The organism is Ruegeria sp. AP12, from assembly GCF_056540025.1.
The window spans coordinates 38,447-64,763 of the sequence record NZ_JBQFVZ010000009.1 but is presented as its reverse complement, the minus strand read 5'-3'; the positions used below and the strand labels follow the sequence as shown (position 1 = coordinate 64,763).

29 protein-coding genes are annotated in these 26,317 nt (G+C 59.5%); 10 read left to right on the top strand and 19 right to left on the bottom strand.

The window, feature by feature from the left end; translation table 11 throughout:
- The first annotated feature begins 15 nt into the window (after positions 1-15).
- Together mutY and ACR0E6_RS19205 are read left to right on the top strand one after the other, a co-directional pair.
- Entirely contained in the window at positions 16-1,071 is a 1,056-nt protein-coding gene (gene mutY / locus ACR0E6_RS19210) for an A/G-specific adenine glycosylase (RefSeq protein WP_480586253.1), read from the top strand.
- Between the two features lie 61 nt (positions 1,072-1,132).
- Positions 1,133-2,269, top strand: coding sequence for an alkane 1-monooxygenase (locus tag ACR0E6_RS19205; protein ID WP_480586416.1), 1,137 nt, complete (start codon positions 1,133-1,135; stop codon positions 2,267-2,269).
- Positions 2,270-2,347: 78 nt separating this feature from the next.
- Here the strand turns inward: ACR0E6_RS19205 and ACR0E6_RS19200 are convergent, their stop codons facing one another.
- From ACR0E6_RS19200 to ACR0E6_RS19185, 4 genes are all read right to left on the bottom strand, one after another.
- The gene (locus ACR0E6_RS19200) at positions 2,348-3,724 is read right to left on the bottom strand and encodes an adenylate/guanylate cyclase domain-containing protein (RefSeq protein WP_480586251.1); all 1,377 of its coding nucleotides are present in this window, start codon (positions 3,722-3,724) and stop codon (positions 2,348-2,350) included.
- A 141-nt stretch (positions 3,725-3,865) separates the two neighbouring features.
- A complete protein-coding gene (locus ACR0E6_RS19195; protein ID WP_480586249.1) occupies positions 3,866-4,966 on the bottom strand; it encodes a DNA methyltransferase in 1,101 nt (366 codons plus the stop codon).
- Positions 4,967-5,073: 107 nt separating this feature from the next.
- Positions 5,074-5,691 carry a ribonuclease HII gene (locus ACR0E6_RS19190; RefSeq protein ID WP_480586246.1) on the bottom strand — a complete coding sequence of 206 codons (618 nt, stop codon included), beginning with the start codon at positions 5,689-5,691 and terminating at the stop codon, positions 5,074-5,076.
- Between the two features lie 112 nt (positions 5,692-5,803).
- Positions 5,804-6,268 (bottom strand): hypothetical protein, encoded by a 465-nt coding sequence (locus ACR0E6_RS19185; RefSeq protein ID WP_170523816.1) that lies wholly within the window; start codon positions 6,266-6,268, stop codon positions 5,804-5,806.
- Between the two features lie 176 nt (positions 6,269-6,444).
- Here ACR0E6_RS19185 and ACR0E6_RS19180 point away from each other — a divergent pair, with 176 nt between their 5' ends.
- The 3 genes from ACR0E6_RS19180 (at position 6,445) to ACR0E6_RS19170 (ending at position 9,068) form a co-directional block, all read left to right on the top strand.
- Positions 6,445-6,732 carry a hypothetical protein gene (locus ACR0E6_RS19180; protein ID WP_170455270.1) on the top strand — a complete coding sequence of 96 codons (288 nt, stop codon included), beginning with the start codon at positions 6,445-6,447 and terminating at the stop codon, positions 6,730-6,732.
- A complete protein-coding gene (locus tag ACR0E6_RS19175; protein ID WP_170523814.1) occupies positions 6,704-7,405 on the top strand; it encodes a helix-turn-helix domain-containing protein in 702 nt (233 codons plus the stop codon). Before ACR0E6_RS19180 ends, ACR0E6_RS19175 begins: the two co-directional genes overlap by 29 nt.
- Positions 7,406-7,496: 91 nt before the next feature.
- Entirely contained in the window at positions 7,497-9,068 is a 1,572-nt protein-coding gene (locus ACR0E6_RS19170) for a DUF427 domain-containing protein (protein ID WP_480586241.1), read from the top strand.
- 111 nt (positions 9,069-9,179) lie between these two features.
- On the opposite strand, the gene ACR0E6_RS19165 is transcribed toward ACR0E6_RS19170, so the two are convergent.
- The 6 genes from ACR0E6_RS19165 to ACR0E6_RS19140 all read right to left on the bottom strand — a co-directional run bounded on the left by ACR0E6_RS19165 (position 9,180) and on the right by ACR0E6_RS19140 (position 12,900).
- A complete protein-coding gene (locus ACR0E6_RS19165) occupies positions 9,180-9,974 on the bottom strand; it encodes a DUF1217 domain-containing protein (protein WP_480586239.1) in 795 nt (264 codons plus the stop codon).
- A complete protein-coding gene (gene flbT, locus ACR0E6_RS19160) occupies positions 9,971-10,372 on the bottom strand; it encodes a flagellar biosynthesis repressor FlbT (RefSeq protein WP_170455278.1) in 402 nt (133 codons plus the stop codon). Before flbT ends, ACR0E6_RS19165 begins: the two co-directional genes overlap by 4 nt.
- The gene (gene flaF, locus ACR0E6_RS19155) at positions 10,372-10,746 is read right to left on the bottom strand and encodes a flagellar biosynthesis regulator FlaF (RefSeq protein ID WP_170455280.1); all 375 of its coding nucleotides are present in this window, start codon (positions 10,744-10,746) and stop codon (positions 10,372-10,374) included. Before flaF ends, flbT begins: the two co-directional genes overlap by 1 nt.
- A gap of 77 nt (positions 10,747-10,823) precedes the next feature.
- Entirely contained in the window at positions 10,824-12,074 is a 1,251-nt protein-coding gene (locus ACR0E6_RS19150; RefSeq protein WP_170455282.1) for a flagellin, read from the bottom strand.
- 210 nt (positions 12,075-12,284) lie between these two features.
- Positions 12,285-12,644 (bottom strand): flagellar biosynthesis protein FlgN, encoded by a 360-nt coding sequence (locus ACR0E6_RS19145; RefSeq protein ID WP_170455284.1) that lies wholly within the window; start codon positions 12,642-12,644, stop codon positions 12,285-12,287.
- Complete coding sequence (locus ACR0E6_RS19140) at positions 12,634-12,900, bottom strand: rod-binding protein (protein WP_170523802.1); 267 nt, start codon at positions 12,898-12,900, stop codon at positions 12,634-12,636. Before ACR0E6_RS19140 ends, ACR0E6_RS19145 begins: the two co-directional genes overlap by 11 nt.
- A 112-nt stretch (positions 12,901-13,012) precedes the next feature.
- Between ACR0E6_RS19140 and ACR0E6_RS19135 the strand changes: the two genes are divergently transcribed.
- Complete coding sequence (locus ACR0E6_RS19135) at positions 13,013-14,230, top strand: flagellar hook-length control protein FliK (protein WP_480586234.1); 1,218 nt, start codon at positions 13,013-13,015, stop codon at positions 14,228-14,230.
- Positions 14,231-14,232: 2 nt separating this feature from the next.
- Positions 14,233-14,895 (top strand): flagellar hook capping FlgD N-terminal domain-containing protein, encoded by a 663-nt coding sequence (locus ACR0E6_RS19130; protein WP_480586231.1) that lies wholly within the window; start codon positions 14,233-14,235, stop codon positions 14,893-14,895.
- Here ACR0E6_RS19130 and ACR0E6_RS19125 read toward each other — a convergent pair.
- Entirely contained in the window at positions 14,870-15,025 is a 156-nt protein-coding gene (locus ACR0E6_RS19125; RefSeq protein ID WP_170455293.1) for a hypothetical protein, read from the bottom strand. The genes ACR0E6_RS19130 and ACR0E6_RS19125 overlap by 26 nt on opposite strands.
- On the opposite strand from ACR0E6_RS19125, the gene ACR0E6_RS19120 reads away from it, so the two are divergent.
- On the top strand, positions 14,960-15,820 hold the full coding sequence (locus ACR0E6_RS19120; protein WP_480586414.1) for a phosphotransferase family protein: 861 nt from the start codon (positions 14,960-14,962) through the stop codon (positions 15,818-15,820). The two genes, ACR0E6_RS19125 and ACR0E6_RS19120, sit on opposite strands and share 66 nt — an antisense overlap.
- Positions 15,821-15,827: 7 nt before the next feature.
- On the opposite strand, the gene ACR0E6_RS19115 is transcribed toward ACR0E6_RS19120, so the two are convergent.
- The 5 genes from ACR0E6_RS19115 to ACR0E6_RS19095 form a co-directional block, all read right to left on the bottom strand.
- Positions 15,828-17,129, bottom strand: a complete 1,302-nt coding sequence (locus tag ACR0E6_RS19115) for an NAD(P)/FAD-dependent oxidoreductase (RefSeq protein ID WP_480586228.1) — start codon at positions 17,127-17,129, stop codon at positions 15,828-15,830.
- Positions 17,126-17,944, bottom strand: a complete 819-nt coding sequence (locus tag ACR0E6_RS19110) for an ABC transporter permease (protein WP_480586225.1) — start codon at positions 17,942-17,944, stop codon at positions 17,126-17,128. The genes ACR0E6_RS19115 and ACR0E6_RS19110 overlap by 4 nt, the downstream gene beginning before the upstream one ends.
- Positions 17,941-18,831 carry an ABC transporter permease subunit gene (locus ACR0E6_RS19105; RefSeq protein ID WP_170455299.1) on the bottom strand — a complete coding sequence of 297 codons (891 nt, stop codon included), beginning with the start codon at positions 18,829-18,831 and terminating at the stop codon, positions 17,941-17,943. The genes ACR0E6_RS19110 and ACR0E6_RS19105 overlap by 4 nt, the downstream gene beginning before the upstream one ends.
- A complete protein-coding gene (locus ACR0E6_RS19100; RefSeq protein WP_170634195.1) occupies positions 18,831-19,958 on the bottom strand; it encodes an ABC transporter ATP-binding protein in 1,128 nt (375 codons plus the stop codon). The genes ACR0E6_RS19105 and ACR0E6_RS19100 overlap by 1 nt, the downstream gene beginning before the upstream one ends.
- A 67-nt stretch (positions 19,959-20,025) precedes the next feature.
- Positions 20,026-21,111, bottom strand: coding sequence for a polyamine ABC transporter substrate-binding protein (locus tag ACR0E6_RS19095; protein WP_170455303.1), 1,086 nt, complete (start codon positions 21,109-21,111; stop codon positions 20,026-20,028).
- A 176-nt stretch (positions 21,112-21,287) separates the two neighbouring features.
- Here ACR0E6_RS19095 and ACR0E6_RS19090 point away from each other — a divergent pair, with 176 nt between their 5' ends.
- Together ACR0E6_RS19090 and ACR0E6_RS19085 are read left to right on the top strand one after the other, a co-directional pair.
- On the top strand, positions 21,288-21,935 hold the full coding sequence (locus tag ACR0E6_RS19090; RefSeq protein ID WP_480586220.1) for a GntR family transcriptional regulator: 648 nt from the start codon (positions 21,288-21,290) through the stop codon (positions 21,933-21,935).
- A gap of 72 nt (positions 21,936-22,007) precedes the next feature.
- Positions 22,008-23,405 (top strand): aspartate aminotransferase family protein, encoded by a 1,398-nt coding sequence (locus ACR0E6_RS19085; RefSeq protein WP_480586217.1) that lies wholly within the window; start codon positions 22,008-22,010, stop codon positions 23,403-23,405.
- Here the strand turns inward: ACR0E6_RS19085 and ACR0E6_RS19080 are convergent.
- From ACR0E6_RS19080 to ACR0E6_RS19070, 3 genes are all read right to left on the bottom strand, one after another.
- Positions 23,360-24,091 carry a LysE family translocator gene (locus ACR0E6_RS19080; protein WP_480586214.1) on the bottom strand — a complete coding sequence of 244 codons (732 nt, stop codon included), beginning with the start codon at positions 24,089-24,091 and terminating at the stop codon, positions 23,360-23,362. The two genes, ACR0E6_RS19085 and ACR0E6_RS19080, sit on opposite strands and share 46 nt — an antisense overlap.
- Positions 24,092-24,151: 60 nt before the next feature.
- Positions 24,152-25,468, bottom strand: a complete 1,317-nt coding sequence (locus ACR0E6_RS19075; RefSeq protein WP_480586211.1) for a lytic murein transglycosylase — start codon at positions 25,466-25,468, stop codon at positions 24,152-24,154.
- Between the two features lie 64 nt (positions 25,469-25,532).
- Positions 25,533-26,246: a helix-turn-helix transcriptional regulator gene (locus ACR0E6_RS19070; protein WP_170624650.1), complete on the bottom strand. Its 714-nt coding sequence runs from the start codon at positions 26,244-26,246 to the stop codon at positions 25,533-25,535.
- Positions 26,247-26,317: the final 71 nt, after the last annotated feature.

The window sequence follows — 26,317 nt, the reverse complement described above, 5'->3', positions numbered from 1 at the left end:
AGAGTTAGATAAATCTTGCGTGACAGCCCTGAATTCGACCTGAGCGCCGCGTTGCTCGAATGGTATGACCGCCACGCGCGGGACATGCCATGGCGCGTGGGGCCTGCGGATCGTGCCGCAGGCGTTCAGCCAGACCCCTATCGCGTCTGGTTGTCCGAAGTAATGCTGCAACAAACAACCGTTGCTGCCGTGCGTGATTACTTCATGCGTTTCACCTCGCGCTGGCCAAACGTTCAGGACCTGGCCTCCGCGCCGGATGATCAGGTGATGGGCGAATGGGCAGGGCTTGGCTATTACGCCCGCGCCCGCAATCTGCTGAAATGCGCCCGGGTCGTGGCCGATCAGCATGACGGGCGGTTTCCCGACACCTATGACGCCCTGCTGAACCTACCGGGGATCGGCCCCTACACCGCCGCTGCCATCGCATCCATCGCCTTTGACCGGCCCGAGACCGTGCTGGACGGCAATGTCGAGCGTGTCATGGCGCGGCTTTATGACATTCATGATCCGCTGCCCGGATCTAAACCCGTTCTGAAGGCCAAGGCCGCCGCGCTGACGCCGGATCAGCGCCCCGGCGACCATGCGCAGGCGGTGATGGATCTGGGCGCAACGATCTGCACCCCGAAATCCCCCGCCTGCGGCATCTGCCCTCTGCGTGACCCCTGTCTGGCCCGCGCCGAAGGAACCCAAGCGGAATTGCCCAAGAAAACCCCGAAAAAGCCTAAACCCACCCGCTTCGGCCACGTCTACATCGCCCAGCGCAAGGACGGAGCGTTGCTGCTGGAACGTCGTCCCGACAAGGGGCTGCTGGGCGGAATGCTGGGCTGGCCGGGCTCGGACTGGTCGGATGCACCAGCCGAGGCACCTCCGTTCTCTGCTGATTGGAACCTGCTGCCCGGCGAAGTGCGCCACACCTTCACCCATTTCCATCTGGTCTTGCGCATCTGGACGGCGGACCTGCCGGACCACGAAACACCGAAGGGCCTGACGATACTGCCCAAACACGATTTCAAACCCAGCGACTTGCCAACCGTGATGCGCAAGGCCCACGATCTGTGGCGCGGGCAATAAGCCCGTTGTGCCCTGTTGGGTCACCCGGCTAGGCTGCCCATACCGGTTCGGAGCACGAATGATGATCACAACAGAGACCCTGACCCGCTGGCAAACGGCTCTGCCCTTCTGGGTGTCCTTTCTGCTGGTTCCGCTGATCTGGGCCACAGCCATCGCGGGCGGCTGGTGGGTTCTGCTAATCCCCTTGACGACCTGGTGGGCCTTTGCCGCGCTGGACCGCCTGACCGGCCTTAACCTCGACAATGCCGATCCCGAAACGCCAGACAATGTGCTGCGCTGGTACATCCTGCTGACCAAGCTTTGGGTGCCGGTTCAGTTTGCCACCCTGTTTGGCCTGATCTGGTACGTGACACATACCGATCACCTGTCAAGCTGGTCCAAGATCGGGCTGTTCTTTGGCATGGGCATCCTGTCAGGCACGGTTGGTATCAACTACAGCCACGAGCTGATGCACCAGAAATCCCGGCTGGAACGCTGGCTGGGCGATATCCTTTTGGCCATGGTCCTCTATTCCCATTTCCGGTCCGAGCATCTGCTGGTCCATCACCGTTATGTCGGCACCCCCCGCGACCCGGTGACCGCGCGGTATAACGAGGGCTTCCACCGGTTCTACCCGCGCGTCCTGCTGCAATGCCTCATGTCTGCCTTCAAGGCCGAGCGGGACAAGCTGGCCCGCAAGGATCGCCCCTGGACCGACCCGTCGAACCCGTTCTGGCGGTATTGGGCACTGCAGGGCGGAATGCTGGCGCTTGCGGCCCTGATCGGCGGATGGTCCGGGTTGGGGCTGTTCCTGATGCAAGCCGGCGTGGCGATCTGGCAATTGGAACTGGTGAACTACGTCGAACATTACGGGCTGACCCGGAAGCATATCGGCGACGGGAAATACGAACATGTTCTGCCGCGCCATTCCTGGAACGCCTCGCAAAAGGCGTCAAACTGGTTGCTGATCAACCTGCAACGCCATTCGGATCACCACTACAAACCCAACCGGCGCTTTCCGCTGCTGCAAAACCACGCGCAAGAGGACGCGCCGCAATTGCCCCATGGCTACCCCGTGATGACCGTGGCCGCGATGATCCCGCCCTTGTGGCGGCGCGTCATGAACCCCCGCGTCCGGGCCTGGCGGCGGCAATACTACCCCGAGATCACCGACTGGCATCCCTACAACAAGGCGCAGAACCCCCTGCCAAATGCGTGACCGCAGCGCGCCCTGCGCGCTGCCCGGCCCAACCAAAGGCGCTGCATCTGTGATGCAGCAACGACGAGCGGGAGCCCCTCAGTACACCCAGATATCCATGGGGTCCGCCACTCCGCGCACGGCCTGAGCGCTGCGCCTGGTGAACCCTTCCATCGCGTGTGCGGGGCTTTCCTGCAACGCCTGAGCCCGCAGCGCGTCACTGACGACAACGCGCGCCTTATAGTCACGCGTCATCGCCTCAAGCTTGGCAGCCACATTCACCGCATCGCCGATCACCGCAAATTCCAAGCGGTTGGCCCCGATATCACCCAACACGACCGAGCCATAGTGGACCCCGATCCCCACATGAATCTCAACCTCGCCCGCGCGGCGGCGTTCCAGATTCCAGCGGTCGATCATGTCCACCATCGCCCGCGCACAGCCCAGCGCATTGGTGGCATCCAGCGGCGTCGGGACCGGTGTGCCAAACGTGGCCATCAACCCATCACCCAGATATTTGTCCAGAGTCCCATGATGACGAAACACCTCGGTCTCCATCCGGGCATGGAACCCGCGCAGAACCTCGATCACCTCATACGGGTCGCGACCCGCCGCAAACTTGGTGAAGCCCACGATATCGATGAACAGAACCGCGATGTTTTCCTTGCGCACCTGTTTCAACGGCTCGTCATTCTGGCTGAGTTCATCGACCACATTGGGCGAGAAATAGCGCGACAGGTTCGCCCGCTCGCGTTCCAGCCCCGCATTGGTCATCAACAGCCGGTTCAGCCGCCGCATGGACACGCCCAGCGTCACCGCGACCATTACAAACACGATCACCTCCTGGATGCGCAGTTCGGCCCGGAAACTGTTTGGATCCAACATTTCGGCCACATCCGGATAGCCCTGCAACGCATCCGCCACCCGCTCGCTGATCCCGGGGAAGGGGGTGGCGATCCACCAGGCAATGATCCACCCAGCAGTCCATACCCCTGCGGTCCACGACCCGATGGCAATCACCGTGCGCCAGGAATAAGCCAGCGTGCCCGCCGCCAGAATGATGAAGAAATACTGGAAATTGTCGAACCGGTACTGCATCGCCAGCGGTCGGACATCGTCGCTGAACGGGTTGGGTACGATCATGCCCAAGGTCATGATTAGCAGATCGACAAAGATCAGCAACAGCTCAGCCCGCGATTGCCCCACCCGGCCCGCGCGGCGGATCAGCCAGCCATTGGCGCAGAGCAGCAGCAGGATGAAGTGATACCACAACACCTCCCACTGCGGGTTCAGATAGATCAGCAACACCCCGGTCAGCCCCATCGCGATCCAGCGGGCGCGAACGGCCAGTTCCAGCCCCTCACGCTTGTGCTGTTCCAGCGCGGCTTCGGTATATTTGTTGTCCAGATCGAAATTGTCGGGCCGGGTGACAAAGAACCTTTCAAAACGCGAGGGGCTGGCGCTGGTGTCTGTCATGACGGGTCGCTCTCGTACCAGGTATCAGGATGATCCCATGCAACCATTCCTGCGACCAAAACAAAAGACCCCGCCGGATGATCGGCGGGGCAAGGCGTAGTGCCATGTGTCAGGTCACAGGCACCGGCGGTTTTCGTGAAATCAGTTCATTTCCGCGCGAATCTGCTGGCGCAGCACGTCAATCGGCACCGTCTTGCCGTCGCGCTTGAAACACCAGTAGGTCCAGCCATTGCAGGACGGCGCGTTTTCCAGATGTGCGCCGACCTGATGGATCGAACCTTTGACGTTGTCGCCCACCAGCGTCCCGTCGGCGCGGACCTTGGCCTTGTGGCGCTGGTTCATCGAATACAGCTCTTCGCCCGGGCGCAGCATGCCGCGTTCAACCAACTGGCCAAAGGGCACGCGCGGTTCGGCGCGTTTGCTGGCGCTGACTTCCAGCGCCTCACGGTCGAATTTACGGACCTTGGAAATACGTTTCTCGGCCACCTTGCGATAGCTTTCCTCGCGCTCGATGCCGATGAACTCGCGTCCCAGCATCTTGGCAACCGCACCGGTCGTGCCGGTGCCAAAGAACGGGTCCAGAATCACATCCCCCGGATTGGTCGAGCCGATTAGAACCCGGTGCAGCAACGATTCCGGTTTCTGCGTCGGATGTGCCTTGTCGCCGTTTTCATCCTTGAGCCGTTCATGCCCGGTGCAGATCGGCAGCACCCAGTCGCTGCGCATCTGCACGCCTTCGTTCAGGGCTTTCAGCGCCTCGTAGTTGAACGTGTATTTCGCACCTTCGCGCTTGGACGCCCAGATCATCGTCTCATGCGCGTTGGTGAATCGCTTGCCGCGGAAGTTTGGCATCGGGTTCGACTTGCGCCAGACCACGTCGTTCAGGATCCAGTAGCCGGCATCCTGCAGGGCCGAACCCACGCGGAAGATGTTGTGGTACGACCCGATCACCCAGATCGCGCCATTGGGTTTCAGGAGACGGTGCGCCGCCTTCAGCCAATCACGGGTGAACTGGTCATAAGCGCCAAAGCTGGAAAACTGATCCCAGTGGTCGTCAACCGCATCCACCTGAGAGTTATCCGGGCGATGCAATTGCCCCTTGAGCTGCAAATTATACGGAGGATCCGCAAAGATCAGGTCAACCGACGCCTCGGGCAGACTGTTCATCACATCGATGCAGTCCCCGGATATAATCGTGTTTAAAGGGAGCGCTTTCGCGCCCTTTTTGGTGGTTGTTGTCATTTTACTGCCTCAAGTATCCACGGCGCTTTTGCGCTCATTTGGTTGAGACAAGGATGAGTCAAAGACGATTCGGCGTCAATTTCTTTTTTGAATCAGCGACTTACGATTTACTCTTGATACAAGATATTGTGGACAGGCTTGAACGAACGTCTATGGTGTGGGGTCACACCAAGATTTCGCAGCGCCTCCTTGTGTTGTTTTGACGGATAACCGGCGTTTGTCTCCCACCCATAGCCCGGATGCTGTTGCGCCAAATCCACCATCACCTGATCGCGCCAGTTTTTCGCAAGGATCGAGGCCGCCGCGATCGACACCGATCGCGCATCCCCTTTGACCACCGCCTGCGAAGGGATTTTCAGGCCGCGCGGTATCATATTGCCATCGATCAGCAGAAAATCGGGCGCAGGGTCCAGGGCCGCCACCGCCCGCGCCATGGCCAGATGCGAGGCGCGCAGGATGTTGATCTCGTCGATTTCTTCCACCGACGCCTCGGCAACCGCAAATTCGGCGCTGTCCCGCAAGGCCGTGTCCAAAGCGGCGCGGCGCTTGGCGGTCAGTTTCTTGGAATCGTTCAACCCGTCGGGAAAATCGACGGGGTTCAGAATCACCGCAGCCGCCACAACCGGCCCGGCCAGCGGGCCGCGCCCGACCTCATCAACACCTGCGACACGCAGATGCCCCCGGTCCAGCAGGGCCTGCTCTAGTTCAAAATTCGGTACCATCATCCCTTTGGCAAACCGCGTTTCACGACCGACCGCAAGAAAAAAGAGAGGGCAGCTTGCGCCGCCCCCTCTCTTGCGCGGCGCTTCTTGCGGCACCGCTCCTGCTCGTGACCGATTACTGATAAACCACACGGTATCCTTGCTGGCGCAGGCACGCGGGTTCATACCCCCGCTTGACCTTTTTGCCGTTCCAGAAACCGACCTTGCATTGGTTGGGCAGGCTATTGGCATGTCTGTAGTGTTTCTTCAGGCATTTTGGCCCAAGCAACTGCCGGTTGGGTCCGTAGCCTTTGATTGTCCGCAGGCACCGGTGCGGCAGGTCATATCGCGCCACACGTTTCGGAACCGGACGAACATGTGGATGCACGATCTTCGGTTCCTTGTACACGTGATGATACTGGCGGCTCGGCCGATCCCTGCGCTTTTCCTTGTTATAGTGATTGACCGCCGCGCCGATGATGGCAATGGCGGCCAGCCCGCCAAGAATGTCCCCGGTATCTGCAGCCCGCGCTTGCGAGGCCGAGACGCCGGTAACGGCAATGGCGGTGGCGACGATCAGGGCGATGAATTTGCGGTGCATGATGCATGTCCTTTCGCAACTTGGGGCGGACCCGCTAAGGACCGCGAATGTGATGCCCCGACACTGGGCCCGCCCCCTTCAGACAAGCAATAACGCGCGGTTGTTATCGAATATCAGCCGCGTCTAACCCCTTATGTTATTGAATATCCCGGCCACCCATGCGCAGGATGCGGCCTATGAAACAGATCCTCTCTTCTCTGGTCATTGCGACCCTGTTATCGGTGGGCTCCTCTGCTTTGGCGGCGGATTGCTATGCCGACTACAAGGCCAAACAGGACAATCCGTTGCGCCTGCACTACGGCGTGATGCAGGTGTCTTCGTGCAAAAAAGGGCAGGCAAAGCAGGAGGTCGCGCAGCGCCTGCGCGGGTCCGGCTGGACCTTGCTGAACGTCATGTCGGTATTTGGGCCGGAAGGGTTGGATCAAAGGAAGGCCAATGCCGGAAAATTCTATCTCCGTTTCTGACGCAAGACGCTCCGGGGTTCGACTGGTCGGGCTGGGCATTGCTGCCATCCTGGCCATTCTCGTGACCGCAGCCGCATTTCTGTTCTGGACCCTGCCCGACGCCAACGCCTTCAACGCACGGGTCGAAAGGCTGTTTGTCGAAAGCGACCTGACCACGCAGGCCGAAATCCGGCTGTTGGAGATTCTGGCCCAATCCGGCACCGCCTTTGCCGATACGCTGGCCAGCTATCGGATGGTCATCTATGTGCTGCTTGTCTTTTCCTGCGCGATGCTGATTTCGGCCTTTGTGTTTCTGGTGATGCTGGTGCTGCTGAACCGGCGCATGGCACAGATCGAACGCACCGGGATTCAGGTGACCTCGCTTTTGATCAGCCGCGAGGAAAACACGGTTTACCTCAACAACATGGACTTCAAACTGACCCCTGCCGCGATGGAAACCCTGTCCATTCTGGCCGAATCCCGCCTTGACGACGAGGTCCTGTCAGGTGCCCAGATCGAGGCGATGATCTCGGGCCGTGATGCAGCCGATTGTGACGAGGCAGCCGGGGCCACCCGTATCAAACGCCTTCGCGACGCGTTGGGCAACCAGATGGTCAGCGAATTGTTGGTCAAGAATATCGCCAAAAAGGGCTATATGCTGTCCATCGAAAAGGACGTCATCCAGATGGTGTGACCCGGCGCAGCGGAAAAACTGGGCCGTGCCCCTTGGAATAAAGACCGGAAAACCCCATTATTTTGGGACCCCATGGCAAGGGAGGTCGATCATGAACGTCCACGCCACACCAAGACCCAAAGGTTACGGAATCTCTGTCGAGCCGTTGAAAGGCAGAATTGCCATTTACCGGAACGACATTCTTCTGGCCGAGAGCCACAATGCCAAGGTGATGTATGAGACACGGCTGCCGCCCACCCTCTACATCCCGCGCGCGGATTTGTGCGTGGACCTGAGTTCGGAAACCGAACTGCAGACCTTTTGCCCGTTCAAGGGCACCGCGACCTATCATGACATCAACCTGCCGGGTGAGCATCTGACCAATTCCGTCTGGGCCTATGAAGACGCGCTGCCGGAAAGCATCGCGATTCAGGGCCATATCGGGTTCATGCCCGGCGCCTATACCGAGATCGATCTGGGCCAGAACCAACTGCGCGAACCTGATGACGGGAACATCAGCGGCCCCTTGATTGATTGGCTGATGCGCGGTGCCTCAACCGCCAATACGCCCGAGGCGTTTACAGAAGCGCTGGCCGAGAAAATGCTGGAACACGGGATCGCGATTCAACGCCTCAGCATTCTGGCCTGGTCGCTTCATCCCCTGATCGTGGGCAAGCATTATATCTGGGAAAAGGATCAGGCCGAGATTCTGACCCACGCACCAACCTACGAGATCCATGACCATCCGGCGTTTATCAACAGCCCGCTGCGTCATGTTTCCAACGGGCTGGGTGGCGTGCGGCAACGGCTGAACGACGAGAACCCCCATAACAGTTTCCCGATCATGGAGGATTTGAGGGCCAAGGGCGCAACGGACTATGTCGCCATGCCGCTGCCGTTTTCGGACGGGCGCACCAATGTTCTGACCCTGACCTGCGATCACCCCAACGGCTTCACGACCGAAAATCTTGGGCTGGTTTTTGAATGCTCGGCCGTGATCGCTCGGTATTACGAAGTGTTCATGCAGCGCGAGAACGCGCAGGTTCTGCTGGAAACCTATGTCGGCAAACGATCCGGGGCGCGGGTTCTGGGTGGTGAAATCCGTCGCGGCGACGGGGATGAGATTGATGCGGCGATCATGTTCTGCGATCTGCGCAATTCGACCAGCCTTGAAGAGAAATTGGGACGTGCGGCTTATATCAACCTTCTGAATGAGTTTTTCGAAACCGTATCCGGCATCGTTCACGGCAATGGGGGAGAAGTTCTGAAATTCATCGGCGACGCTGTGCTTGCTGTCTTTCCGGCCATCGACGACCCCGCGGTCGCGCGAGAAAGCGCGCAACGTACGGCAATTGGAATTGTCGAACGACTGGGCGAGTTGCGGCAAGCCGGCACCGACACCCATTGCGATTGCTCGATCGGTCTGGCCTATGGGCGTGTGACCTATGGCAATGTCGGCTCGCGCGAAAGGTTGGATTTCACCGTGATCGGTCAGGCTGCCAATGTCGCCGCCCGGTTGGGGGAGTTCGGCAAAACCGTTGGGCACCGCATCGTAGTTTCGGAAGACATCGCGCCGGCCTGCGCAAATGCGCAGCCCTTGGGCGAGGTCGCGTTGCATAATGTGTCCAAACCGGTCAGATCCTATGCTCTGCGTACATCTGCAGATGACATCCTGAATTCTTAGCTTGCCCGTGCCTCGATCCGGGTCGTCCGACTAGCGGTGCAATCATAGTCTGGGGCGAACCCGATTTCGCCGCAGGACGTTCCTTCCCTGACTTGTTCGGCCATCATAGGCTTATCCGGCCCCCAGCAGGATCAGCGCGGTCTGCGCAGGAGAGATCGTGTTCTGCAACTGCGCGATCTGGCTGCGCGCAAGATAGGTATCGGTCAGGCGGGACACAGCGCCCTCATCCGTGAATTGCGACAAATCTTCTGAGCCCGTCAGACTGAACAAACGCTCTTTGAACTCGACCAATTGCGTATCAATGTCCAACTGCCCGAAGGACGCAGGTAATCCCAATGCCGTTTCCATCATGCTGCGCAGCGGTGGCAACCCCATCAGATCGAACCACTTCGTGTCCGTGCTTGTATCCGCCTCAGCCAGTTCGGTCAGTGCGTGTTGCGCATAAAGGGCGATGCGCATGGACTCATCCGAGTCACCTACCGAGATCTCGAAACGGGCGGTCATGTTGTCCTGTGCGACCTGTTCCATAAGCGATGCAAATCCGGTCCGCCGCACCTGACCGGGGCCAAATCCAAAAGCGTCCGAGAACTCGCGATACCGCTTGTCGGCCAGCCGGTTGGACAAGGCATCATCGGCGCTGGTTCCATCCTCAAGGATCTTGCGGATGAAGAAGCGGTTATCCAGATCACCCTCAAGCCCGAACGCCCCAAGTGCGACTTGCAGTAGCCTCCGATCCGACACCAGTTGTTCGGCTGTTTCGACCTGACCGATGTTTTCCAGAAAATACCGTGTCTCTCGCTCGTTGATGTTCGAGGTCGAGAAGGCCTGAAACTGCGAATCGTACGTGCGTTGTAGAAAACGCCAGCCGACCAGCCCGCCAGTGGGTATGACGGGTTGGAAGGTCATTGCTGATAGGCCATCAAACGCTCCTCCCTCGGCAATAGCGAGCGGAGCGATTTCAGACATTTATAATAATGCTCGGCCACCAGCGCATCGGTTGCTTCTGTCAGAACGCGCCGGCTGTCGGCATCGGTGAAAACCTGACTCAGTTCTTCAACGCGGCGCAGCAGTTGTTGTCTTGCCGAAACAGGATCCATATCCCCGGACAGAACAAGCTGCGCGGCGTAACAGACACGACGGACGGGTGTATTCACCTCATCCGGGTGAATGGCATCCCGCAACCTCAGCACATTGGCCTGCGGCGTCATGATCGAGAACCGGCTGCGTCGATCCCCGTTTTCAATGACAACGCCGTTGATCAGAACCCTCTCTTTCGGGGCCAATTTCAGGACCAGCCCCCCCATCACGCGGCCCCACCTTGACGCAGCCCGCGCAGAACTGCGGTGTTGATTTCCAACAAGGGATCAATGGTTGCGTTGTTGGTCAGAACCTGACTGCTGTGATGTTCGGTAAACTCCGCCAGATAGAAAATGCGGGCCCGCAGATCATTGGGCAGGGCGTTATCCGAGTCAGACACGCCCGTTGCAAGAACCGTCCACAGACGACGGTTTTCATGCACGGCCTGAACAAATCCGGCAAAATCAGTTGACTTGCGTGCTGCGGCCGCTTTGAGACGGCGCGTGATTTTTGAGATCGCCTCGAATTCAGTATCGCGCGGCGTTCGAATAGGTGCAGCGGTTTGCGCGTAGGCGTTGTGAGCAAGCATTTGCGGGGTCACTTGAAATCCTTCCAATAGGCCGTCTTCATGCGGTCAATGCCGGGGCGCGAAACCCGCGCCCCGACCAGGTTCCGGAATTAACGGAACAGCGACAGGATCGACTGCGGCGCCTGGTTGGCAATCGACAGCGATTGAGTTGCCAATTGCTGCTGCACCTGCAAGGCCTGCAACCGGGCCGAAGTCTCTTCCATGTCGGCATCAACCAGCGAGCCGATACCGGACTTGAACGAGTCGGTCAGTTTCGAGACGAAATCCTGCTGGGTTTCGATCCGACCCTGCACGGACCCAAAGGCCGCCGCCGCGTCGATCGAGGTATCGATCAGCGTTTCGATCGTGCCCAGTGCTGCCGCTGCACCTGCATCGGTCGACACGTCAATCGAGCTCAGCGCACCCAGACCGCCAGAACCCGCGTTGGTGAACTGAGCAGAGATAGAAATGTCCTGATCCGCATCAGCACCCGCAGCGGCGGTACCCGTCGCGAAGGACAGGGTGTTCGGCGCACTGGACGCGTCATAATCAACGGCAAGACCCGTGATACCCAGTGCATCGATCTCATTCTTCAGGCCGACCGCGACCAGAGCATCTGTGTAGTTCTCGTCATAGGTTCCCGACGGATCAAGATCGCTGTCCTGGATCGTATATGACACTTCCTGATCGCCAACGCGGATCGACACGCTGTCACCGACTTCGAAGTTGTCTGTCGAACTGTCGATGAGAATGTCGCCAGTGCCCGTGGTGCGGTCCATGGTGAAGCCTGCCACGTCATTGTCGGTTGTTGCACCGTCCGAACCGGCAAGAACGCCCTTGGCCGTATACCCACCAATCGACAGGTCCTGGCTGGCCACTGAAATCGACGCAGAGTTCACGGCACCGGTGCCATCACGGTCAAGCGAGGACAGGATCGAGACGGTGCCCGCAGTCCCATCCACCAGGTTGAGACCGTTGAACTGCGCGGCCCCGACGACCGATGCGATCTGATCGCGCAAGGCGGTCACGTCGTCATTGATCTTGGCGCGGTCAACATTGCCTTCCTGCGCGGCAACGATTTTACCTTTCATCTGGGTCAGCAGGTCGGTCACCGTTTCCGACGCATTCCGCGCAACGGCAACGGTGGATTCGCCCAGTGACAGGCTGTCCTTGATAGCGTTGAAGCCTTTGACGTCCGACTCCATGACTTTGGAGATCGCCCACACGGCCGAATTGTCCTTGGCGGTCGCGACATCCTTACCGGTCGAGATCGCGTTCTGGGTCATTTCAAGGTTCTTGTTGACCGACTTCAGGGTCTGCAGCGCAACCATTGCGCCATTGTTTGTCAGAATGCTGGACATAGCTTTCATCCTTTTCCGTTCGGGCCTTTTGCGCCCAGTTTCACCCCGCAATGCCTGCGGGCTTTGCTGTCGTTCTGACCTGTGCGACGCACCCTGAGGCCGTTCGCGCCACCTGTGTTCATCAAGTGCAGGGACACTCTTGACCGTGATCCCCTAACGGAGTGCTAAAACGCCCAACCCGGAAATTTCGGATTTGAATCAAACCGACGGCTATGCCCGTTTTTCCAGCTTTGCATGGCTTCGCACCTTGTACCCGTTGCGCTGGCCATCTGCGCCATAGGTGCTGAATTCCTGGCGTACCCGGCGCAGTTCGGCCATTCGGGCGGCCACGGCGCGGATGCCGTCTGCTGCGCTGTTCAGCAGGGCCTGATTGCGTTCGACCTTTTGCTGAACGCGAATCAACTCGGCGCTGTCGCGAACCTGAAGATCGTTGATCGCACCGATCAGCTTTTCTTTTTCCGGCACCATCAGGGTCAGGCGATCCAGATCACCGTCAACCAATGCTGCGCGTTCAAGATCCAGAATCTCTTCCAGCGACCTTATCAGAATCGTATCGGAATCAGCTGTCATTGCTGCGCTCCATCATTGATTTGAGTAAAAGTTCCGACAGCCCGACGCCGCCGGACTGGGCCAGTTGTCGTGCTTGATGCTGAACCAGAAAGGACGAGAACTGATCCTCTCCGGCCCCGCCGCCGAACGAGTCGCGCGATTCCCCCAGACCGGCGGATTTCAACATCTCCGCCAGGAATGCGGCCTCAAGCTCAACGGCTGCAGACCTGAGCTTGTCCGTGGTTGGAACCGGTGGGGGGAGGGCCGAAACCTTCATTGCTTTCTCCGAAAATTGCATCGAACTTTCTCGATCAAAGAGGAAAGCGGTTAAAATAAATGTAACTTCCTGAGGGCAGATTTCAGGTCACACAAGACGGAGCCGGAGCAAAATGCCCAACCCGCTGACACTGGCGACAAACGCGCCCACATCGACTGCCAAACCCGAGGCTGCGACGCACGAATCGGATGCGTCAAAAAAGACGGCGCAGTTTCAGGATATTCTGGATCAGCAGGACTCTGCGCCGAAACAAGATCCCATACCCGAGGTGACAGAAGAAGGGGCTGATTTACCCGAAGCCAAGATTGCCGCCGACGGGCCCGATATCGAAGCCGAGCCTCCTGCCCCCACGCTCGCTGTGGGCGAGGTCAAGCCGGTGCCGGTTGGCGAACGTGCCATTGAACAGGCGCCGCCCACGGGGAAAACAGTGCAAACACAAGTGACGATTGGCACACAGACGGTGCCGCAAACTTTGGAAGCTGGCCCGGCGGCACAAGCAACGATCCTGCATGACCCCGCCCCGCCCAAAGACGTACAAGCAGCCGTGCCGCAGCCGGACACGCGAAACAACGCCCCGCCCAATGCGTCGCCTGCAGCCACGCAGGTGAATATTGGAACGCCCGTCGAATCGGCTTTCGCGGCACGTTCAACAAACGGGCCGGAGCTGTCATCCAAAGGGCAGGTGACAATGTATCGGGATGCCCCAAAGATCGCGAGCGACCTGCCAAAATCACCGCAGTCGCAGGTGCCAATGGATCGACCTCCCAGCACCGCTCAGATGCAGATTCTGGCGACGACCACCCCTCGTGAGGTTGAAAAACCGGGACCTGTCGAGAAACCAGAGGCTCTGCCTGTTATGGCCGATGAGCCGGTGTTGCAATCTTCGCGTGAATCGGCCCCGTCACTCAGCGCGCCCGCACAGACGGCGCGGGCCGAGGTCGCACGGGCCATTGCCGGACAAATGGCCGCGGCGGTGCAGGCGCGGCCCGGGTCAGGCGCGATCGAGATTGCACTGAACCCCGAAGAATTGGGGCGGGTTTCAATCGTACTGAATGGCCGCGATGACGGGTTTTATGTCACGATTGCCGCCGAGCGTCCTGAAACGCTGGACCTGATGCGCCGACATATTGCCGTGTTGAACGCCGAGTTCCAGAAGCTTGGCTATGGCGATCTGTCCGTCGATCTGGGTACGTCTTCGGACCTTCGGCAGGACGCGCGCGATCCCAACACCTCTGGCTTTGTCGAGATGCCATCCGAAGAAGCGGCGGTCCATACAAATGCAATTCCACAGAAATCGGCCCCGGGCAGGGGCATCGATATGAGGTTATGACAATGATAAACCCAACCCAGCTTGCGCAAAGCACAAGCCAGACTCAGACGGCAGCCAGCACTCAAAGCTCGGCCATTGCATCCGATTTCGAAACCTTTCTGCTGATGATGACCACACAGGCCCAGAATCAGGACCCGTTGGAGCCGATGGATTCCACCGAATACGCCTCGCAGCTTGCGCAGTTTTCGATGGTTGAGCAGCAGGTGCAGACCAATGATCTGCTGTCCTCGCTGACAGCCAGCATGGGGGGTCTGAACCTTGGCGAACTGGCGAATTGGGTTGGAATGGACGTGCGCTCGACCGCGGGATTCCGGTTTGAAAACGCGCCCGTGACCTTGTTCGCCCAGCCCGATGATGCGGCGGACAAAGCGACGATGATCATCCGGGACGAACAAGGCGCGGTTGTCAGCCGGACAGATGTGCCGCTGGATCAGACCGAGTTTATCTGGGCTGGTACCGACGCCGACGGCAATCCGCTGCCCCCCGGAACCTACACGGCCACGCTCCGCAGTTTTCAGGATGGTGACCGGTTGTCGGACACGCCCGCCGCCTCATACAGCCGGGTGGTAGAAGCCCAGATCGGAGACGCGTCGATCCTGCTGACCCTTGAAAGCGGGCAGGTTGTTCCCACCGATCAGGTCACAGCCGTGCGCGCGGGCGCTTGAACTGACGGGCCGGGCGGGCCAAAGCTAGGCCATTCGCGACTCGCTTGAAGAACTGGTTAACGCCCTGCCCGACCTGCCCAAACCTCCGCCCGACCTTGTCCAGCAGCTGATCGACAAAGCGCTGGTTCATGAAGGTGCGCGTTTCGAGACCCTATATGGCGGGCGGACCAATCAGGTCTGGAAGGTGCTTGGCGGCGATTGCGACAGGGTTTTGAAACTCTATAGCTCATCCCTGCGCAACCCTCTGTTTGGCAACGATGCCGAACTGGAAGCCCGCTGCCTGAAAGCGCTGGAACCCACCGGATTTGTGCCTCGGCTGCGCGCCGCAGGGCGGCACCAGCAGGACCGCTGGGTGTTCTACGACCACGCGCCCGGATCACCCTGGGACAAGGAGCCCGAGCCGGTGGCCGAGCTGCTTTGGGATTTGCACCGGCAGCAATTTCCGGTTCCGGCACCAGAAGGGTGCAATGGCAGCGCGGATCTGGAACAGCACGGGCTAAGAATCCTTGATCGGTGTTCGTCCCAAACCCGTCAGACGCTGCTGGACTTGCGGCCCTCACACGCGGTCGAACCGATTTCTGATGTTTGCCTGATCCATGGCGATCCTGTGCCGGGCAACATTCTGGTGGCAGATACCGGCTTGACCCTGATCGACTGGCAATGTCCTGCGTTGGGGGATCCTTGTGAGGATTTGGCGATGTTCCTGTCCCCGGCGATGCAGAAACTATACCGGGGGGCGCCTTTGGCGACCGATCAGACAGAACGGTTCCTGACAGCTTATCGGGATAAGGCGATTACGGCCCGGTACAGACAGTTGCACCCATGGTTCGCCTGGCGCATGGCGGCGTATTGTCTGTGGCGGATGGAAAACGGTGCACCGGATTACCGGCACGGTTTGGAACTTGAGATCGAGGCACTGCGCTGATCCGAACTCACCAATCCGCGATCGACATGGCCGCATAAGCAGGCGGCAGAACCGCGCGTCGCCACCTGCCAAGGGGAAATCGCTGCGGAGGCTGTGTCATCGGACCGGGCAGCCCGGCATCTTGTCCCAGAGCCAATCGCGCCAAGGCCCGACCACAATAGGTGCCCATTGCAACGCCGTTGCCATGAAACGCAAAACCCGCGAACAGGCCGGGTTGCCGGGGCACCGGGCCCGCATAAGGCACCAAACCGTGGGACAGGCACACCATGCCCGACCAGATATGCGTGATCTCGATCCCGGCCCAGGCAGGGAACATTCGCCTGAAATCCCTTTGCACCTTGTGACGAATTGCAGCCTCGGCCCGGTCCGAGGATCGCAGGCCACCGCGCATCCCGAAAAGGAATCGCCCGTCGGGCATCAATCGGAAATAGTGCAGCAAATGCCGCGTGTCATAGCACATCTGATCCGAGGTCCAGCCCTGCGCCATCTTCTCTGCCTCGGTCAGAGGGCGTGTGACCAGAACGGTGGATTGCGCCGGTAGATACCGGCCTGACAGCCAGTCCGGCACATCCTCGCTTGAATAGCCATTGGTGCAGATCAGGACCATGTCGGCCTGTACACAGCCATTGGGGGTGGTCAGCCGAAACCCCGGCCCGGATTTCTGGACGCGCTGAACCGGGCTTTTCTGATAAAGCTGCACCCCCAGATCATGCGCAGCGCGCGCGAGGCCAAACAGATACTTGCGCGGGTTCAGGCCAAAGCCGACGGGAGTCGTGTAGCCACCGTGAAACGGGCCGTTCAGCCCCAACGCGGGCAGGTCGTTGGCCTCGTGCAGGGTGCCGTTCTCGTCTGCGTACCGTCGCAGACGGGTCATTGCGCGCTTGGTATGCGCCAGTTGGGTTTCGCCTGCGGAATGTGTGTCGGCATCGATCTCATGCTTGTTCAGCAACCCGGCGACCAACTGGACCGCATTCTGTTCTGCCTGCCCGTAGGCGTCCGCCTCCTGTTCGCCAAACCGGCGCGCCATGGTCCCGTGGCTCAGCTTTGAGCCGCCCAGACAGCAGAACCCGCCGTTGCGACCCGAGGCGCCCCAGCCAGGTGTTTCAGCTTCGAACACCGCGACCGAGGCCCCGCCTTCCGCCAGATGCAGCGCGGCAGAGACGCCGGTGAAACCTCCGCCAATTATGGCGACATCGACGCTCTGATCGCCTTTCTGCACCGGCCAATCGGGGCTGGGGCTGGTTTCATCCCACCAACACCCCGCGCGCGGGCCGGGGCCGTAGGTATAGCCGGGAAAAATGCGCCTCATTCCGTTCGGGCAGCAGCCATTTCATCTTGTCGCTGCCGCATCATCGCGCGTTTTGTCACCAACGAGGCGGTGATCACGCCAATTGTGACAACCGCGATCATGATCGTCGACAGAGCGTTGATTTCCGGACTGACCCCCAGACGCACGGCCGAGAATATCCGCATTGGCAAGGTCGTGGCCGACGGGCCTGAGGTAAAGGAGGCGATCACCAGATCGTCCAGCGACAGGGTGAAGGCCAGCAACCAGCCCGAGATCACGGCAGGCGCGATAATCGGCAGGGTCACCAGACGAAACGCTTGCGCCGGAGAGCACCCCAAATCAAGTGCGGCCTCTTCCAGCGACTGATCGAACGTCACTAGCCGCGACGAGACGACGACGGACACAAAGCACATCGAGAATGTCGTGTGCGCCAACACAATGGTCAGGATGCCCCGATCCAATCCGATGCCGATGAACAGCAACAGCAGCGACAATCCGGTGATGACTTCGGGCATCACCAGCGGCGCATAGATCATGCCCGAAAACAGTGTACGGCCAAAGAAACGCCCTCCACGCACCAACACATAGGCGGCAGCAGTACCCAAAACGGTTGCGATTGTTGACGAGAATACAGCCACGCGCAACGTCACCCATGCGGCATCCAGGATCTGTTCGTTCTGGAACAGCTCTCCATACCATTTGGTCGAGAAACCCGCCCAGACTGTGACCAGCTTGCTTTCATTGAAGCTGTAGATGATCAGGATCAGCATCGGGATATACAAGAAGGCGAACCCCAGCGTCAGCGAGACCGTGTTGAACCAGCTTAATCTGCTCATTGTTCGGCCTCCGTCTGTTTTTGCTGGTTGCGCTGGAACAGCACAATCGGGATCACCAGGATCAACAGCAGGACAACCGCAACAGCACTGGCGACGGGCCAATCGCGGTTCGAGAAGAACTCTTCCCACAGAACTTTACCGATCATCAGCGTGCCCGAGCCGCCCAGCAGGGACGGGATCACGAACTCACCAATTACAGGGATCATCACGAGGAAACACCCTGCGATTATGCCGGGACGCGACAGCGGGATGGTCACCAGCCAGAAGGCTTGCAGCCGTGAACAGCCCAAATCCTCGGCAGCTTCGATCAGGGATTCGTCCATCCGCTCCAGCGCCGAATAAATCGGCAGGATCATGAAGGGCAGATAGGTGTAGACGATGCCGATATAGACCGCCGTGTTGGTGTTCAGGATCGTCAACGGGGTCGAGATGATGCCCGTCCAGAGCAGCAGTTGGTTCAGATAACCTTCGTTCGACAGAATGCCCATCCACGCATAGACGCGGATCAGGAAGGACGTCCAGAACGGCAGGATCACCAGCATCATCAGCGTCGGTCGCCATTCCTCGGGCGCGCGGGCCATGCCATAGGCAATCGGATAGCCCACCAGCAACGTGAAGAAGGTCGAGATCACGGCGATTTTGACGCTGGACAGATAAGCCTTCCAATACAGGTCATCCTCGGTCAGCCAGACGAAGTTTTCGAAATCCAACTGGCTGAAGAAGTCCTTGATCCCGGCCCATCCCTGCGAAAGGTCCAGCGTCGGCGTATAGGGCGGGATCGCCAGTTCAGTGTCGGACAGAGAGATCTTCAGTACGATGAAGAACGGCACCATGAACAGCGCCAGCAGCCAGACATAGGGAACGGCAATCAGCAGGGCGCGGCGCATCAGTTCGCCAGCAGAACCGCAGCCGTTGCTGTCCAGGACAGCCAGACCGGGTCTTCCCAAGTGAACGACCGGCGCGAGATGCGACGGGTATTGGCGGATTGCGCCTTGATGATCGTGCCGTTTGCCAGTTCGACGTGATAGGTGGACAGATTGCCCAGATAGGCGATGTCATGCACCTTGCCCTGAATGGCATTGATTGCGTCTGTTGGGCGGTCGGCGGAAATTGTCACCTTCTCGGGCCGGATTGCCAGATGGCAGGATTGGCCATTCGAGAACCCGGCGTCCGAGGTTGCGGTCAGCGGGGCCTGCCCCTCGGCCCAGTCGATCTGATAGGTATCCTGACCGTTTGATGTCGCGCGGCCTTCGATAATGTTCACATCGCCAATGAAGTCTGCGACGTAGACCGAATTCGGGGTCTCATAGATGCGATCCGGCGTGGCGACCTGCATCAGCCTGCCCTGATCCATTACGGCAACGCGGCTGGCAACGGTCATCGCCTCTTCCTGATCGTGGGTGACGATCACAAAGGTCGTGCCGGTTTTTTCCTGAATGTCCATCAGTTCGAACTGCGTGTCCTGCCGCAGTTTCTTGTCCAGCGCGCCCAGCGGTTCATCCAGCAAAAGCAACCTTGGCGCCTTGGCCAGTGACCGCGCCAACGCCACCCTTTGCCGTTGCCCACCCGAGATCTGATGCGGCTTGCGGCGGGCAAATTGCTCCAGCCGGGTCAGGCGTAGCATTTCCTCGACCCGGTCTTCAAGATCATGCTTGGGCATGTTGTCCCGGCGCAGACCAAAGGCGATGTTGTCCCAGATGCTGAGATGCGGGAACAGGGCATAGGACTGGAACATCATGTTCACCGCCCGCTTGTTCGGCGGGATCGGGTCAATGTCCTGACCGCCCAGCATGATATGCCCTTCGGTCGGGGTCTCGAACCCTGCCAGCATCCGCATCATCGTGGTCTTGCCGCAACCGGACGGGCCGAGCAGAGCAAAGAATTCCCGTTCGAAAATGTCCAGCGACAGGTTGTCGATGGCGGTAAAACCGCCGAACCTTTTGGTCACATTCTGGAACTGGATAAGTGGTTTCGCCTGCGGGTCATCCCACGGCGCAAAGACTTCGGTATTCAAAGCGGCCCCCGTCGATCTCTACGGACAAAATGAACACGGGGCGGTCCACCCGCCCCGTGTTGAATGATCAGGTGCCTGACTTGATCTTGGTCCACAGACGGGTCACGACCCGCTGGGTTTTCGACGGGTATGGCGTCGTGATGTAGAGGTTCTGCATCGTGGCCTCATCCGGGTAAATCGCCGGATCGCCGATCACGTCCTCGGCCAGAAATTCCTGCGAGGCCTTGTTGCCGTTGGCGTAGTACACATAGTTCGACGCGGCGGCCATGTTATTGGCGTCCAGGATGAAATCGAGGAACTTATGCGCCCCTTCCGGGTTCGGCGCATCCGCAGGAATGGCCATCTGGTCGAACCACATCAACGAGCCTTCGGCAAACGGGTGGTATTCAATCTCGACCCCGTTATCCGCCTCGGCCGCGCGGTCCCGCGCCTGAAGGATATCGCCCGACCAACCAACGGCGACGCAGATATCCCCGTTTGCCAGCGCGTTGATATATTCCGAGCTGTGGAATTTCTGGATATGCGGGCGCACCGCGGTCAGAACACCTTCGACCTTCTTGATCACATCCGGATCGTGGCTGTCCGGGTCTTCACCCAGATACTGCAACGCCATCGGTATCATTTCAGATGGTGCATCCAGGAAATGCACACCGCATGAGGCAAGCTTTTCCATGTTTTCTGGTTTCAGAACCAGATCCATGCTGTTCAGCGCCACATCGTCACCCAAGGCTTCTTTGACCTTGCCGACATTCACGCCAATTCCAGTCGTCCCCCACATGTAGTTGATGGAATGGGCGTTGTTCGGATCGTATCCCGACGTGCGGTCCTGGATGACATCCCAGAGGTTTCCGGCATTCGAAAGCTTGGCTGTGTCCAGTTCCTGAAAGGCGCCCGCTTGGATCTGGCGCTGAAGGAACGTGCCCGACGGCACCACGACATCATAGCCCGATCCACCGGCCAGCATCTTGGTTTCGAGAACCTCGTTGCTGTCGAACACGTCGTAGATCAGCGTCAGACCTGTTTCTTCCTCGAATTTCTTCAAAAGGTCCTCATCGATATAGTCGGACCAGTTGTAGACACGCACCTCGTCGGCAAAGGCCGCCGAAACCCCCAATGCGATGACCGCTGTCAGTGTCAGCGTTTTGATTGACATTTTCTTCTCCCTGCAAGTGTCCCGATATTTTCCCGGTTTTTTGGATTTGATCAAGTTTTGCGTTTTTCAGCCGCACGCAGTATGCTTCCATGACGGTTCAAACCCGGCAAGCTGTCGGCTTGCAAATTGGAATGAACCACTTGGATTTGATCAAAAATAAGGCATCTACGACAAAGATGGACGGCAAAAAAAGCCCAGTACATGAGCAGGTGTACCAAACACTGAAATCGCAGATCCTGTTCGGCGATCTGGTTCCGGGTCAGCCCGTAACGATCCAGGGACTGACTGATTCGCTTGGGGTCGGGATGACACCGGTACGCGAAGCGATCCGTCGTCTGATCTCGGACGGGGCACTGGTGTTTCAGGGCAATCGCAGGGTCAGTGTTCCGCTGGTATCTGACTCGGATATCGCGCAGATGATCTTTGCCAGAAAGTCAATAGAATCAGAGCTTTCACGTCTGGCGGCAGCCAATCTAAAACCTTCTGATATCGACGCTCTGGAACGGTTGGACCAGCGCCTTGATCGTATGATCGCGGATGGCGATGTCAGCGGATACCTGCAATTGAACTACGCGTTTCACGAGGCGCTGTATGCCCATGCCAACGCCCCGATTCTGCGCGATCTGGCCGAACGGCTGTGGCTGCGCTTCGGCCCCTCGCTGCGGGTTGTCAGCGGGCGTTTCGGAACGCAAAGCCTGCCGGACAGGCACAAAGACATCATTGCCGCCCTGCGCAAAGGAGACGCCGAAAAAGCCGCCCTGGCCACTGCGCAGGACATCGAACAAGGGATGGAGCTGATGGTCGGCGCGCTGGCCACCGCCTAGGCAACAGCGATTCGATTGACAGCAAAAAATTTGATCATATTCTGAGTGCCAACTGCTGCAGGAGGTTTCAGGATGTCCACCATCACCAATCACATGCCCACGGCCGAGTTGCAGGCACTGGACGCGGCGCACCACCTCCATCCGTTTTCCGCCAATGGGGCGCTGGGTCAGGAAGGGGCGCGGGTGATCACGCGCGCCAAAGGTGTCTATCTGACCGACAGCGACGGTGAAGAGATTCTGGATGCCATGGCCGGTCTGTGGTGCGTGAACATCGGCTATGGGCGCGATGAACTGGCCGACGTGGCCGCACGTCAGATGCGCGAACTGCCCTATTACAACACGTTCTTCAAAACGACCCATGTCCCCGTTATCGCGCTGGCGGCGAAAATTGCCGAACTGGCTCCGGGTGATCTGAAACACGTGTTCTTCGCAGCCGGCGGGTCCGAGGCCAACGACACCAATATCCGTCTGGTCCGCACCTATTGGGCCGAGAAAGGCCAGCCCGACAAGAACATCATCATCAGCCGTCACAACGCCTATCATGGCTCGTCCGTGGGGTCGGCCTCGCTGGGCGGCATGGCGGGGATGCACGCGCAGGGCGGCATCCCGATCCCGAACATCCATCACATCAACCAGCCGAACTGGTGGGCCGAAGGTGGCGACATGTCACCCGAAGAATTCGGCCTCGCCCGTGCGCGCGAGCTGGAAGAGGCGATTCAGGAACTGGGCGAAGATCGCGTAGCCGCTTTCATCGCCGAACCTGTGCAAGGCGCGGGCGGTGTGATCGTTGCACCCGACAGCTATTGGCCCGAGGTTCAGCGGATTTGTGACAAATACGATATCCTTTTGATCGCGGATGAGGTGATCTGCGGCTTTGGTCGCACCGGCAACTGGTTCGGGTCACAAACCGTTGGGATCAAGCCGCATATCATGACCATCGCCAAGGGCCTCAGCTCGGGTTACGCGCCCATCGGCGGGTCCATCGTCAATGATGAGATTGCCGAGGTCATTGGCGGCACCGAGTTCAACCACGGCTACACCTATTCCGGCCACCCGGTTGCAGCCGCCGTGGCGCTGGAAAACCTGCGCATTCTGGAAGAAGAGAAAATCGTCGAGCATGTCCGCGACGTGGCCGCGCCCTATCTGAAACAGAAATGGGAGGCGCTGGCCGATCACCCGCTGGTGGGTGAGGCCAAGATCGTCGGCATGATGGCCTCGGTCGCGCTGACCCCGGACAAAGCCAGCCGCGCCAAGTTCGCGTCAGCGCCGGGCACCGTGGGTTATATCTGCCGCGACCGCTGCTTTGCCAACAACTTGATCATGCGCCATGTGGGCGACCGAATGATCATCTCTCCGCCGCTGATCCTGACCCCTGCGGATATCGACGAGATGTTTGTGCGGATCTACAAATCGCTGGATGAGGCTCAGGCAGAAATCATCGCGCAGGGGCTGATGAAGGCGGCGTCCTGACATTCTGACACTGGCCGGAGACGACCTAACGTCTCCGGTATCGCCGTGCGCAACCGCTTTTTCTGCGCGATGGATTTGAGGCCAAGCAGGATGGCGGCGCCGATCATGAAGCCGCCGCCAGTGCGTTCGATCCAAACACGCGCGGTTCCTTTGAACCGCTTGGCAATCCAGCTTGCGCTGAACCCGTAGGCCGACAGAAACACGCCATCCATCGCGATATAGGTCGCGCTCAGGATCAGGAATTGTGGCCAGAAGGCACTGTCGGCAGAGATGAATTGCGGAAACAGAGCGGCAAAGAACACGACCGCCTTCGGATTGGCCGCCGAGGTCAGAAAGCCTTGCATCCACAGGGTTTTCAGGGATGCCTTGGGGCGGGCCTCATCCAGATGCGGATCGTCCGGCTTGGCGCGACGGATCATCATGAACCCAAGCCACAGAAGATAGGCAACACCCGCCCATTTGATGACGGCCAGCGCAGTGCCCGAGGCCGCAACGATGGCGGCCAAGCCCAGACCGGCGGCCAGCATCTGCAGCGCATTTGCGGTCAGGTCCCCTGCCGCCGTTGAGAGCGCACGTTTGAACCCATGTGCGCCGCTATTTGACAGCATCAGCAATTGGCTCGGTCCCGGGGTGCTCATCAATGCAAGCACCGTCAGGACGTAGATGGTCCAGGTTTCGATAGTCATGTGATCACCTTCTGCATCTCGCGAAGGCTATCACCAATTCCCTGAAACGCCAGCGCGCATTCACCTCAACCGTTCCAGTAACTTCAACGTCGGATACCCGTCCGGCAGCAACCCCTGCGCCAGTTGATAGGCCCGAACCGCATTGATCGTGTTCGGCCCGGTGCGCCCGTCGATGCCCTGCGTGTCGAACCCGGCATTGGTCAGGCGGGTTTGCAGCTCCTTCTTTTCGGTGAAACTGAGTATCCGATCCCCTCGGGGCCAGTCACCCCGAAACGGCGCATGCCCGGCCAGACGGTCGGACAGGTGGCCGATCCCGATCACATAGGCATCCGCGCCGTTATAGGCCTCAATCACGCGGAAATTGTCGAAGATCATCAGCGCCACGCCCTGCCCTCCGGCGGGTAGCAGGATTGCGGCCTGCCCGTAGTCGCGCAAGGGTTTACCATCGCGCCCAACCACACCTCGGGCCGCCCAGTCCGACGGCATCAGAGTATAGTCCCGCTTGGCCGTGGCATAGTTGAAGCCTTCGGGCAGTCGCACCTCGACCCCCCAGGGCTGTCCTTTGATCCAGCCATGTCGTGCCAGATAGGCGGCGGCAGAGGCCAACGAGTCAGTGGGATCGTCCGACCAGATATCGCGCCGCCCGTCTCCATCGAAATCGACTGCGTGATCCAGATACGAGGTCGGCATGAACTGCGTATGCCCCATTGCCCCGGCCCAACTGCCCACCATCCGACCGGCGCTGACATCCCCGGCCTGAACGATCTGCAAGGCGGCGATCAACTGCGCCTCAAAGAACGACGCCCGGCGGGCATCAAAGGCCAGAGTGGCAAGCGACCTTATGGTCTGGTTGCTGCCGCGATACGATCCGAATGAGGTCTCCAGCCCCCAGATCGCCGTCACGACCTCTTTCTCGACGCCATATTGCGCCTCGATCCGGTTTAGCACCGCGCCGTGACGCTCCAACGCCGCGCGTCCGTTGGCGATACGCGTGTCCGAGACGGCGCTGTCCAGATACTCCCAGATCGGCTTGCTGAACTCGGCCTGATTGCGGTCGCGTCGGATAACGTCCTTGTCGTATGTCAAACCCGCCAAGGCCCGGTTCAGAGTGGTCTGCGAGATGCCCTGATCCCGCGCCCGGCCCTCAAACGCCCCCAGCCAGGCCTGAAACCGCGCGTTCCCTGCCGCCGACACCCGCACCACCTCAGCCGACGGCCGGGGCACCGGGCGAATTGACGTTGTCACCTCCGCCGAAGCCAATTGGATTTCGCCCTCCAATGGCCGAGACTCGGGCCTTGGAGACTGTTCTGTCGCTGACGCCTGCACGATGGATGCCCATAATGCGGCGGTCATGACGCCACCTACGCATTTACGCATTCCGTTTTTTCCTGATTACTGCTCAACCTCGAGGATAGCGCAAAATCAGGTATTCTCAAAGCGCTCAGCGCTCGTCCTCGCGCGCTTGTGCTTGGCGTTCGGCACGGATACGCGCAAGCACATCGCGCAGCATCGGCACGCGATTGGGGCGAAAGCTTTGATCCGTCACGGACATGTCGCGGATCCGGTCCAGCCGGAAGACGCGGAAATCCTGCCTGAGATGACACCAGCTGAGCAACACATTCGAGCGGTCCATATAAACAATGCTCAGCGGATCGACCCGCCTGCGGGTCTCATCGCCCTTGGCATCGGTATAGGCAAACTCGATCGTCCGCTCATCCCACGTCGCCTGCCGCAGCTCGGCGACCTCGATCGTCGGCGCGGGTGGACGCGCAAATCGCGTCGCGGCCAGCACCGCGTGGCTAAGCCTGTGAGACTGGCGTGGCGGCAACCGCCCCTGCAACTTGCGTAATGCGGCGCTGGCGGCCTCTGACAGGGCCGGATCGCCGATCACCTGCACTTCGCGCAGGCCCAGAACCAGGGCCTCAAGCTCGTCATCGGTGAAGCCAAGCGGCGGCAGAGTTGCATCTTCAATCAGGGTGAATCCGAACCCGGCCTCGCCGTCGATAACGGCCCCAAGGCCGCGTAACGCATCAATGTCCCGATGAATCGTGCGCGGCGACACGCCCAGATCCTCGGCCAGTTGCACCGAGGTTTTCGGGGACGGGCCAGAACGCAGGGCTTGCATCAATTGGAACAGGCGGGCGGTGCGGGACATGATGTATCCTAACTTACCCCTAATGCCAGAAACTGTCATCAGGTGCGTCTAGGGTCTGGCCATCCCCAATG